The following is a 12037-nucleotide window of genomic DNA, read 5'->3' on the forward strand; positions in this document are numbered from 1 at the left end:
ATCAATGCCCGACGCTGCTCGCCGGTGCGGGTGCCAATGACGGATCAGCGCTCGGCAGCACCGTCGGCGGCACCGGCACGTCCTTCTTCTCGATCAGTGTGATCACTGGCTTGTCCCAGCTGCCGGTGACCTTGTAGCGCGCGCTGGCAGCACGGTTGATGCCGTGGCCCAGCAAGCCCTGCGCGACGAAGCCTGCCGCGATGCCAATGGGGCCGCCCACGAACGCCCCCACCACCGGCAGGCTGTTGCCGGCATGGGGGATCGCCAGCACCTGCAGGTCGTAATCCTTGGCGCGCACGCCGGTGCGCCCCTTGATGGAAATCTCCGCGGCAGGGCTGCGGATCTGAAGGTTGTCGGTGTTCGCGTTGCCGTCGCCCAGCTTGAAGTCGCCGGCAATCGCATCGAACGCCAGCCCCTTGCCGAACACATCGCCAAAGTCGAAGGACAAGCGGCGCGGCAGCTCCAGCACCGACACCAGACCGAACAAACGCGCCACGCCCGGCGTGCCCACCTCAGGCATGCGGCCGTCGGTGATGTTGATGCTCAGCTTGCCGTCCATGTTGCCCAGCTCCATGGCGGACGGCGCGCCCGGCCAGGTGGCATCGAGCTGCGAACGCACCTTGCCGCCGGCGAGCAGACCCTCATAGCCGAAGGCACCGAGCATGTCGCCCATGTTGTCGGCGGCGAAATCGATGCGCATGTGCGAGTGACTGTCGCTGGCCGTGCCGTTCCAGTCGCCCACGCCATTGATCTGCACGCCGTGGGACAGGGTACGCAACTGGTCGATATGCATGCCCCGATCGGTCGGCCATGTTTCCAGCCGCGCATCGCCCAGCTTGGAATCACCGAAGCGCAAGTCGCTCACCCACAGATGGAACGGCGGCAACGCAGACGGCGTAATGCCGGTGGCCGCGGGGTTGACGACAGGAGTCGCCGGATTGGCAGGCGAGCTCGCCGCCCCACCCTGCGCCGCCGCTGTCTCGGCCGGGGTGGCGCCCTTCTTGGGGGCAGGCACGTCCTTGGGCCAGTACAGGCGCTGCAGTCGCGCCGTCACGCCACGCCGCGACAGGTCAGCGAGTGGCACGTTGAAACGACCGGCCAGGCCGCTGCTGTCGACATCCACCACCAACCCGTCTGGCTGTGACGAAGCGAGCAGGCGCATGTTGGCAAATGGATGGCCAAACACCAGCGCCTGGTCGGCGGTCACGTCGATGCTTTCCAGGCCCGGCCCATTGTTGCTGGCGCCCGATGCCGCGTATTGCGTCCAGCCGGTGACGTCCAGCCTGGCTGGCCGGCCGCGGATGCGGATGCCCGTGTCGGGCACGGCATCGGGTGCCTTGGTGCCGAACGCAAACGTGGCGGCAAGCGTCTGGCTGTCATTCTGCGGAAGGCGCATGCGGGCGCGCACGACCTGCCCCATGCTCAGCTGCACGTCGCTGCCCTGCATGGGCAGGTTCATGTCCAGGTGGAGCGGCAGCGTGTCTTCCGCGGCCTTCTTCAACGGCACCGGAAAATCGAGCGCCATGCCACCCAGCATGGAATCCACGCTGAGCTGTTGCGTGGTGGCCGCCGAACCCGAGGTGTTGACGATGTTGAAACCCACGGTGAAATCGCTGCGGCCCGTCGCCACCTGGTTGAGCCAGTCCAGCTGCTTATAGCCCTGCGTCAGCTCGGCCATGCTGAAACGCCCCGCCAGCTTGGCCGACAGCACCGTGTTGGGCTGGCCGGTGGCGCCGGCGATGGCCAGGTCGAGTTTCGCCGGCTGCCCGCGGAAGCTGGTATCGAGTGGGCCGGCGTGGAAGCCCGCCTTGTCGAACGTCGCGGCACCGGTCAGCTTGTCGAGCTGCAGGTTCCACTCGGGCGCGTTGAAATCCACGTCCTTCAGCCGCGCGCGACCGTCGAGGATGAAATTGCTGGCATCGGCGACCGGCAGCGACAGATGGAAATCGAACGCCCCGGTGCCACCCAGCTTCAGTTTGGTCAGGACGTCCGCATGGTGCATGCCGATGGGGCTGCGCTGCACGAAATCGAGCATGCTCGCGCCGGTGCCGCTGCCGTTGACGTTGAGGTCGAGCACCGTGTGGCCGAGTTCGGGAATGATCGCCACCGCGCGATCGACCTTGTTGCCCAGCGACTCGCCCTGGCTGGTTTCGACGAACATGCCGCCATTGATGAAGTTGGCGACGGCGGTGACGTTCTGCGCATGCGGCCAGTCCTTGCCGTAGGCCAGCTCCAGCCCACTGATTTCGGCACGCGCCTCGAAACGTCCTTCGTTGGCGTGGAACGGCCAGTCCTTCAGGTCGCCGCGCACCAGCACGTCGCCGTGATCCACGTTGCCGGCGACCAGCGCCTGGTCCAGCCACTGCACGGCGGCCGGCGACATCGAATCGACCGGCCAGAACAACTTGGCCGCGTCGACGCTGGCATGGGAAAGCGTGGCATACAGGTCGAGGAATGGACGTCCGCCGGCATTTGGCAACGCCGCTTCGCCACGCGCCTGCCCGCCGAAACCGGCGCCTTCGAAATCCAGGGCATCGGTGCCGATGTGCAGCGCCTCGTCGTCCCGCCAGAACGCTACGTCGCCGCCGAGCTTCGACATCACGAACGGCTCGCGGAAGGTATGCGGGAAGCGGAGCACCGTGGCCTGCGCGGGCAGTGACACCGCCACGGCCTGGGCATCGCCGCGCAGTTCGCCGTGAATGCCATCGATGCCCGGCAGCTTGCCCACGGGATTGATGGCGACCTTGTCGAACGCTACGTCGAGCGCACGCAGGCCTTCGGCGTGGCTCCAGGCCAGCGAGGCCCGCGTGATCTGGCCCCGCGGCTTGCCGGTGCCCACCCACTGCGCCAGGTTCGCCGACAGCTGCGGCTTGAGCGCCAGCCAGGGCACCAGCGGCGCCAGCTGCACGTTGCGCGCCGCTACCTCGACACTGGCCTGGTCCGTGCCCATGCCCTTCAGCACCGCCACCGCGGCACCGCCGTCATCGGCGGCCCAGCGCACGGTGTAACCGTCCTTGCCGATCACCACGTCGGCCAGGCCGTCGAGGGCGTCCGCGCCCGCGCTCGCGCCATCGGGATTGCCCAGCTTGATGTCGTGCAGATGGAAGCGGGCAAGGCCGCGCACCACGCGTGCGTCGCGCCAGTCGAGCCAGCTTTCCACCGAACCGCTACCGTTGTCGGCCGTATAGCCGGCCAGATCGATACCGGTGGACATGGCGTGCAGGTCCAGGTTGTTGCCGCTGATCCACAGCTTGCCGTCCGCGCCATCGTCGCTGAAATTGCCGGCGCCACGCAGTTCCCCCGGCGCGCCTTCGCGGCGCAACAGCGCACCGACGCGGATGCGCCTGCCCTGCCGGCTCAGGCGAAGCTGGTCGGCCAGCAGGGTGAAGTGCCGGTTGATGCGATTGTCGGTGATGTCCAGCCGCGTATCGCTCAACCACAGACCGATGGATAACTGGCCGAAGCCTGGTTTCTGCCGTTCCTCGCCGCCGGCCAGGCCGATGCCGTTGACGTGCCAGGCGCCATCGGCGTCACGGCTGATGTCGAACTGCAGGCCGCGCGCGTGCAGGTTCACCACGTGGCGCGATGGCAGCAGCCAGCCACCCGGATCGAGCTTGAGTTCCGCCTCGGGAATCTGCAGCGCCGCGCCGCCGTCACCCGCGCCGACGGTCACGCCGCGCATCACGAACAAGGGGCCGGAGGGCTGCCAGCGCCCCTCCATCGACTGGAACGTCACCGGTCGATGCAGCTTCGCGCTCAGCTGCGCCTCGACCCATTGGGGGTGGCGCGCGAGCGACGGCAGCAGCATCTGGGCAAGGCCCACCAGCACGGCCAGTGAAATCACGGCCACGCCGGCCACCCAGGCCAGGGCCCGGGCGCAGAAATGCGTGCGTTTCAACCAGGGGGTGGTCACGGCCGGCCCGCGACGCCAGGCGGCCGGCATCGCGCCTTACAACAGAACCACATCGAACTGTTCCTGCGAATAATGCTCCTCAGCCTGAAAGCGTATGCTTTTGGAGATGAACTCTTCCAGTTCGGCCACAGCGACGGACTCTTCCTCCAGGATGCGGCCGACCACTTTCGGGCTGGCCATCACCAGCAGCTTCTCGGTGTTGAACTGGCGCACGGCGCGGGTGATCTCGCGAAAGATCTCGTAGGTCACCGTTTCGGCGGTCTTCAAAGTGCCACGCCCGCTGCAGGACGGGCACGGTTCGCACAACTGCCGCTCCAGGCTCTCGGTGGTGCGCTTGCGCGTCATCTCCACCAGGCCCAGCGCCGACATGGGGTAGACGGTGGTCTTGGCGTGGTCGCGCAGCAGGCCCTTTTCGAGCATGCGCAGCACCTGGCGCCGGTGTTCCTCGTCGGTCATGTCGATGAAGTCGATGATGATGATGCCGCCCAGGTTGCGCAGCCGCAGTTGGCGCGCCGCCGCCTGCGCGGCTTCGAGGTTGGTCCGGTAAACGGTTTCCTCGAGATTGCGTGTACCGACATAGCCGCCGGTGTTGACGTCGATGGTGGTCATCGCCTCGGTCTGGTCGACGATGAGGTAACCGCCGGACTTCAGCGGCACCTCCTTCTTCAGCGCGCGCTGGATTTCGTCTTCCACACCGTAGAGATCGAAGATCGGGCGCTCGCCCGAATAGTGCTCGACGCGATCGTCCAGGTGCGGCATGAACTTGTGCACGAACTTCACGACCTTCTCGAAGGTCTCGCGCGAATCCACCCGCACTTTCTCAATGTCGTCGTTGAGCATGTCGCGCAGACTGCGCAACGGCAGCGAGAGTTCCTCGTAAACCCGCTCACCGACCTTGGCCTTGGCGATGTTTTCCTGCACCACACGCCACACCTTGCCCAGGTAGGTGACGTCGAAGGCCAGCGACTCGGCGGTCTGGCCCTCCGCGTTGGTACGCACGATGTAGCCCAGCGGGTTCTCGCCGATCAGCGAGTTCAGCACCTCTTTCAGACGCTGCCGCTCGGCCTCTTCCTCGATGCGGGCGGAAATGCCCAGCGTGCGCGCGTGCGGCAGCAGCACCAGGTAACGGGAAGGGATCGACAGATGGGTGGAGAGCCTGGCTCCCTTGGTGCCGATGGGGTCTTTCACCACCTGCACCACGATCTCCTGGCCTTCGTGCACCAGTTCGCTGATGGACGGGGTATGGCCGTTGCCGCCGCTATGGGCGCCCACCTCGACGCCTTCGGCGGCGGCCGGCAGCGACGGGCGCACGATGTCCGAAGCGTGCAGGAAGGCCGCGCGCTCCAGCCCGATGTCCACGAACACCGCCTGCATGCCCGGCATCACCCGTTGCACGCGCCCCTTGTAGACGTTGCCCACGTAGCCGCGACGGGAGGCCCGCTCCACGTGCACCTCCTGCAACATGCCGTTCTCGACCACGCCGACGCGCGTCTCGCGTGGGGTCACGTTGATCAGGATTTCTTCGCTCACCAGCTACTCCCGTGGGTGGGCGATCTTTATAGCGGCAGGATGCGCACACTGTCGATGCGCGCGCGTATCCGTTTCGTCGACGGCCGGTGACGTCGCCAACTGGCCCGCAAATCAGAAGGTTTCGTGTACCGGCGAGTGTTCCATTAGGTCGGCATGAGCGGGCCCCGCTATGCTGCGGGCGATGCCCGATCCGATCCTGCCCGACCTGCTCCAGCCCGGCCTTGCCCTGGTGTTCTGCGGCACCGCCGCGGGGCGCCGCTCGGCCGAGGAAGGCGCCTATTACGCGCATCCGGGCAACCTGTTCTGGCGCACGCTGCATGCGGTGGAACTGACCCCTCGGCTGTTCGCGCCTGCCGAATTTCCCCTGCTGCCCGCGCTGGGCATCGGCCTCACCGACCTGGCCAAGCACCACATGGGCAACGACGACGAGCTGCCGCGCGGTGCCTTCGATGCCGGCGCGCTGCGTGAGCGCATCGAGCGCCACGCACCGCGCGTACTGGCCTTCACCAGCAAGGCAGCCGCCCGGGCAGCGCTGGGGCATGCGGCGGGCTATGGCCTGCAACCGGAACGCTTCGGGCAAACCCAACTGTTTGTGCTGCCTTCACCCTCCGGGCAGGCGCGCGGGCATTGGGATCTCGGCCCCTGGCGGGAGCTGGCGGCGTTCGTGCGTCAGCCGTGACCCTGATCTGAGCCCCGCTCAACCGCCCCCCGCATAGGCCTCCAGCGCCGCGGCCAAGTGATCGAACAGCCGGCGCACACGCAGGCTGGGGCGCAGGTCTTCGTGCATCACCACCCAGGTTTCCAGCGGCAGCGACACCTCGGCCGGGAACAGACGGACCAGTTGGGGATCACGCCGCGCCAGGTTCACCTGGACGATGCCGATGCCGAAGCCCGCGCGGATGGCCGCCAACCCGGCCAGGTCACTGTCCGTGCGCAAGGCAAAGTGCTCGCGCGCGTACGGCAGCCCCTGCGGGCGCAGGCGGCGGATGTAGGGCGTTTCGGTATCGAAACCGATCAGCGCGTGCCCTGCCAGCTCATCGAGCGCCTGCGGGTAGCCGTGCGATTCCAGATAACGCCGGTGCGCGAACAGACCCAACTCCACCCGGCCCACATGCCGTGCCACCAGCGCCTCCTGGGTGGGCTGCACCATGCGGACGGCGATGTCGGCATCGCGCCGCAACAGGTCGGCGGCCTGATTGGACAACACCAGCTCCACCACGATGCCCGGATGCCGCTCGCGGAACTCGGTGAGGATGGGCGGCAGCACTTCGGCGCCAATCATCTCGCTGGCGGTCAGGCGGACGGTGCCGCTGACCTCGCCACGCCCCGCCGAAGCCGCGCGCTGCAGAGCGGCCGAGGCCGACGCCATGGCCTGCGCGTGTGGCACCAGCTCCCGGGCGACCTCCGTGGGCATCAACCCTTGCGGCGAACGGGCGAACAAGGCGGTAGCCAGGGCCGCCTCCAGCTCGCGCATATGCCGGCCCAGGCTGGGCTGGGTCATACCGAGCGACCGTGCGGCGCCAGACAGGCTGCCCTCCCGCATCACGGCGAGGAAGGATCGGTAGAGCTCCCAACCGGGTTCGATATCTGCCATGCATATTTGTATAGCAGATCTTCGTCATTGAGCAATTTTCTTTTGGTGGCCGGCATCCCAAGCTGATGCCACTCCCAACGAGGATTTTCGTCATGAAGGCACAGCGAACGGTTCTGGTGATTGGCGCCAACGGCGGCATTGGCCAGGAAGCCTGCCTCGCCCTGCTGCGGCACGGCTGGCGGGTACGCGCCCTGGTGCGCAAGGCGCCGGAGGCTGCGCAGAACATCGACTGGCGGACCGGCGACGCGATGAACAGCGCCGACGTGCTCGCCGCGGCCGTCGGCGTCGACGTGATCGTCCACGCCGTGAATCCGCCGGGTTACCGCGGCTGGGAACGCCTGGTGCTGCCCATGCTGGACAACACCATTGCGGCAGCCCGCGCCAGCAACGCCCGCATCGTGCTGCCCGGCACGGTTTACAACTACGGCCCGGATGCCTTTCCGCTGCTGCGGGAGGATTCGCCGCAGCACCCGTGCACGCGCAAGGGCGAGATCCGCGCCGAGATGGAGCGCCGCCTGCAGGCCGCCTCGGAAACTGGCACCCGTGTCCTGGTGCTCCGTTGCGGCGATTTCTTCGGGCCGCGCGCCGGCAGCAACTGGTTCGCGCAGGGACTGATGCAGCCGGGCAAGCCCGTCACCCGCATCGCCTATCCCGGCGACTATGCCCTCGGCCACAGCTGGGCCTATCTGCCGGACGTCGCTGACGCGCTGGCACGCCTGCTGGATCGCGAGGCGGAACTGGCGCACTTCGAAAGCTTCCATGTCGGCGGCCATTGGCTCGACGGCCACGCCATGCTTGCCGCCATCCGGCGGGCGACGGGCGATGACACCATCAAGGCTGGTCGCTTCCCGTGGTGGCTCGCGCGACTCGCTTCGCCATTCAACGAAACGATGCGCGAGCTCTGCAAAATGCGTTACCTGTGGCGTGAACGCATGCAGCTGGACGACAGCAAGCTCAAGGCCTTCCTCGGCGACGGGCTGTACACGCCCGTGGACCAGGCGGTGCATGCGGCGCTGGAGGGCGCGGGCTGCCTGCCGGCGACCGCCGCCGTCAGGGCGGCGCATGCGTAACGCCGCTCAGTCGATCGGCGTGTGGCGGTATTTGACGACGTCGCGCTCCATCACCACCGAGGCCTTGTTCGACCACGACTGGCGGATATAGGTCACCACCGCGGCCACGTCGGCATCATTGAGTTGCTGCGCGAACGGAGGCATCGAGTAGGGCCGCGGATTGCCCTGCGTCACTGGCGCGAAACCGCCGAGCAGCACCACGCGCGTCGCGTTGATGCCGGTGGGTTCATTGACCGAGGAATTGCCGCTGAGCGGCGGATAGATGCCCGCCACGCCTTGGCCGTCCTTGCCGTGGCAATCCGCGCAGCGCTCGCCGTAAACCTTGGCGCCCTGGGCGAGCAGGGCGCGCGTGTCGAGCTGTGACGCACTGGCGACGGCAGCAGGCCGCGCCGGCAACGATTGCAGATAGACGGCCATCGCCCGCAGGTCGTCGTCGTGCATGTGCTGCGTGCTCTGCACAACCACCTCAGCCATGGGGCCAAAGGCGGTGCCGCGCGCCGACTGGCCCGTCTTGAGCAGGTCGACGATGTCCTGTTCGCTCCAGCCGGACAGGCCGCCATTGGCCTGCGTACTCAGGTCCGGCGCGTACCAGTTCTGCACCGGGATCTGCCCACCGGCCAGCGAGGCGTTGCCTTGCTGCCCGCCCAGTGAATCGCGCGGCGCGTGGCATTCGTTGCAATGGCCCAGGCCCTGCACGAGATAGGCGCCACGATTCCACGCCGCCGACTTCGTTGCGTCGCGCTGGAACTCACCTTCCTTGAAATACAACGCACGCCAGGCCTTCAGGCTGCTGCGCACGCTGTAGGGAAATTCGAGCGACGACGCCTGGGTGGGGGCATGCACGGGCGCCAGCGATTGCAGGTACGCGAACATCGCCAGCGCGTCGTCATGCGACACCTTGGTGAAGGACGTATAGGAGAACACCGGATACAGGAACTCACCGTGCCGCCCTTTACCGCTGTGCAGCGCCTGCCAGAAGTCCTCGAAACTCCAATCGCCCAGGCCGGTGTCGCGATCCGGCGTGATGTTGGGCGACGGGATATTGCCAAACGGCGTGGGCAACACGCGGCCGCCCGCATAACGCGCCCCGCCCTGCGCCGTATGGCACGAGGCGCAATCGCCGGCCATGGCGAGGTATTCGCCCTTGGCGATGAGCGCCGGGTCCTTGAGCGTGGCGGCATCCACCTTGCTCGCCGATGGCGCTACCGGCTGCCGCGTTTCACCACGGAACAGCCACCAACCACCGGCGATCAGCACGAGGGCGACCACGATGAGTGCGATGCGCTTCATGCGCCGTCTCCCTTGTCGCCCAGCACGCCGCAATGCAGCGGCGGCGTCACGGTGCCAGCCGCCTGCGCGTGCATGTCAGCCGGCAGTTCACGACTGGCCAGCCACGCCGACACGGCGGTGATGTCCGAATCGCTCAGGCGATTGGCGATCTGCGACATGCAATCGGGCGCTACCGTGGCGCGGGTCTTTGTCCGCCATGAGCCGAGCTGGGAACTGATGTAGTCGTAGGGCAGGCCGACCAGGCCGGGAATATCCGGCTGCACGCCGGTGAGCTGGCTGCCGTGGCAGGCCGCGCAGGGAGGAATCTGCCGTGACGGGTCGCCATGCATCACCAGTGTTTCGCCGCGCTGGCGGAGATCGGCGGAAACGTTCGGCACCGGCGAGCGCGCGTACGGCACGTCCTGCGCCGCGAAGTAGTCGGCGATCTCGTGCATGTAATCCGGGCTGAGCTGGCGCACGGTGTATTCCATCGGCCCGTACTTGCGCAGGCCATCCTGGAAATCCTTCAGCTGTCGCGCGAGGTAACCGGGGGGCTTGCCGGCAAGGCGCGGGAAGAAACCGCTTTCCGGCGTGCCTTCGCCATGCACGCCATGGCAGGCCGTGCAGGCGGCGATGCGCTGCTGCAAGGTGTCGGGAATGGCGGGGTGCGGCGCATCCTGCGCGCTCGCCGCGCCGACCTGCGCCATCATCAGCAGCAACATCCACACGCCCAAGGCGCGACCGACCTGCGACCACTTCGCTGAGAGGCTCTTCATGTTTCCCCTGCCTGGCGTCAGGGCGCGGGCGTGAGGTACGGAGCGCGCCGGAACGATGCCTCGATTATAGGCACGCGCGTCGCGTCAGCAGCGTCAAACGGGATACGCAGGCGGCGGCGACATCTTGTCGCACAGCGCGGCGCATCCACCGGAAAGGCGACGCACCCTTCCCAGCCCGCGACTTGATCAGGCCGATACAGCCCGGGGATCGACAGCTGATTCCTGCTGCGTATCGACGCGCAATGCGTCATGGAGCAGCAAGGTGACGCCCAGACGGTCTTCGCTCTCTCGTTCGTGCACCATGCCGCCGTAGATGAGCGCTCGCTCGCGCACCGTGGCCATGCCCTGCCCGGTGGTGCCCAGCAGCGACACCAGTTGCCGCCATTCGGGCACCGGTCTGCCACGCTGGGATGGCGCCGTTCGCACGGCGCTGATACGCAACACCACCCAGCGCCGCCCGTGCGTGCATCCGCCACGGATATGCACGCGGATGCGCCTCACCGGTTCCCGCGCCAGCATGTAGACCAGCACTTCGCAGGCCTGCCGGTAGAGCATCATGTGCACGTCAGGCGCCAACTGATTGAGGCCGTCGCTGGTCAGCGTGCAGCGGTAATCCGCGCCGACCAGCGATGCTGCCTGCAACAGCGGACCGTTCTGGAAGGTGGCCGCCAGGCCGTGCTCGCGCCATGCGCGGGGATGCAGCGTATCGGCCAGCCGCTGCATCTCCATCTGGGTCAGGTCCAGATGACGGGCATAGCTTTGTTCCATGCTCGCCGGCAGCACCGGCCGCAAGCGGTCCATCATGCGGCGCTGGCCATCACGCAGGGACTTGCCGAGCCGGTCCAGCGATTCGGCCACGTGACGCAAGCGCAGTTCTTCCTGATACAGGCCCTGCTGGGCCAACAGGAAGCCGCGCCGCTTCTCGTCGTGGTCATCAGGCCGCGCGGACGCATCGGCGGCGTGCGGCGCCTGGCCAGGCAGCGCGACACGCGCGCCCAGCATGATCAAACTGGAAACGGCGAAGGCGATCAGCGCCTGGGCCTGGATGACGGCCGGGTCGCGCACCACCGTCATGGTCAGCTCGATCGCGATGCTGGCCAGCAGCCCGCCCAGGGCCGCGCCCTGCCAGCCGCGCCGCAAGGTAAGCCACGCAGCGGGAAGGAACATCGCCAGGCGGGCAATCTCCATGACTTCGTCGCCATGGCTTGCCGAAGCCAGCCAGATCAACAGTAGCAGCGGCGGAATCACGCCCTTGACGCAATCGCCCACGACCGCCCGCCTGATCGCGGCGCGATAGCGCGACGACGCGAGACTCGACCAGCTCAGCCATGCGAAGACCGGCGGCACCACGGTGAGCGCACCCAGATAGCTGCCCAGGAAGTACTCGAGCAACATATGCACGGTGATGCTCGGCTGGGGCTCCGTCGGCGGCACCGTCAGTACCGCCAGAGTGCCGGTGTTGACCAGTGCGCTGATGACGCCACCGGCCAGCACGGCGGTCATGAGCGCGGTCACGTTCACCCGCCCGTCCCGGTAGACCGCCACGTGCCGCCGGAACCAGGCATACACCGGCGCGCTCAGCAGGATGGGCGGCACGGCGACACATACTGCCCACAACGTGCCAAACCTGACGTGCGAGGACCACCCCAGCCAGGCCAGCGGCATCGTCTCGCCCACGGCCATGGCCAGCCAATAGCGACGAGGCACCAGCAGCAGGCACAGCACGCGCAGGCCGGCCACGAGGTTCCAATGGGAAACCGAGAAATACCTCAGGAGCGCGTAGCACGCGGCATACGCCAGCGCCACGCCGAGCTGGCGTAGCACGGTATGGAACGTTGCGCGCTCTCCCGCGCCCATCTCCCCTTTCGTTCCCGTGCCCATCGAG

Annotated in this window: 8 protein-coding genes; 2 read left to right on the forward strand and 6 right to left on the reverse strand. The window is 67.3% G+C overall.

Features of this window, described 5'->3' with window-relative positions; all coding sequences use genetic code 11:
- Window position 1: 1 nt before the first annotated feature.
- Together HY57_RS18005 and rng are read right to left on the reverse strand one after the other, a co-directional pair.
- A complete protein-coding gene (locus tag HY57_RS18005; protein WP_026033856.1) occupies window positions 2-3913 on the reverse strand; it encodes a YhdP family protein in 3912 nt (1303 codons plus the stop codon).
- A 36-nt stretch (window positions 3914-3949) separates the two neighbouring features.
- Window positions 3950-5443 (reverse strand): ribonuclease G, encoded by a 1494-nt coding sequence (gene rng, locus HY57_RS18010; protein WP_019464867.1) that lies wholly within the window; start codon window positions 5441-5443, stop codon window positions 3950-3952.
- Window positions 5444-5612: 169 nt separating this feature from the next.
- Between rng and HY57_RS18015 the strand changes: the two genes are divergently transcribed.
- On the forward strand, window positions 5613-6122 hold the full coding sequence (locus tag HY57_RS18015; RefSeq protein WP_019464868.1) for a mismatch-specific DNA-glycosylase: 510 nt from the start codon (window positions 5613-5615) through the stop codon (window positions 6120-6122).
- An 18-nt stretch (window positions 6123-6140) separates the two neighbouring features.
- On the opposite strand, the gene HY57_RS18020 is transcribed toward HY57_RS18015, so the two are convergent.
- Window positions 6141-7037 carry a LysR family transcriptional regulator gene (locus HY57_RS18020; RefSeq protein ID WP_019464869.1) on the reverse strand — a complete coding sequence of 299 codons (897 nt, stop codon included), beginning with the start codon at window positions 7035-7037 and terminating at the stop codon, window positions 6141-6143.
- 92 nt (window positions 7038-7129) lie between these two features.
- On the opposite strand from HY57_RS18020, the gene HY57_RS18025 reads away from it, so the two are divergent.
- Window positions 7130-8107, forward strand: a complete 978-nt coding sequence (locus tag HY57_RS18025) for an NAD-dependent epimerase/dehydratase family protein (protein WP_019464870.1) — start codon at window positions 7130-7132, stop codon at window positions 8105-8107.
- Between the two features lie 6 nt (window positions 8108-8113).
- On the opposite strand, the gene HY57_RS18030 is transcribed toward HY57_RS18025, so the two are convergent.
- From HY57_RS18030 to HY57_RS18040, 3 genes are all read right to left on the reverse strand, one after another.
- A complete protein-coding gene (locus tag HY57_RS18030; RefSeq protein WP_019464871.1) occupies window positions 8114-9397 on the reverse strand; it encodes a cytochrome c in 1284 nt (427 codons plus the stop codon).
- On the reverse strand, window positions 9394-10152 hold the full coding sequence (locus HY57_RS18035; protein WP_019464872.1) for a c-type cytochrome: 759 nt from the start codon (window positions 10150-10152) through the stop codon (window positions 9394-9396). The genes HY57_RS18030 and HY57_RS18035 overlap by 4 nt, the downstream gene beginning before the upstream one ends.
- Before the next feature lie 186 nt (window positions 10153-10338).
- Window positions 10339-12009 (reverse strand): MASE1 domain-containing protein, encoded by a 1671-nt coding sequence (locus HY57_RS18040; protein WP_019464873.1) that lies wholly within the window; start codon window positions 12007-12009, stop codon window positions 10339-10341.
- Between the last annotated feature and the right edge of the window lie 28 nt (window positions 12010-12037).

This window comes from Dyella japonica A8 (assembly GCF_000725385.1).
Taxonomy (GTDB): Bacteria; Pseudomonadota; Gammaproteobacteria; order Xanthomonadales; family Rhodanobacteraceae; genus Dyella; species Dyella japonica_C.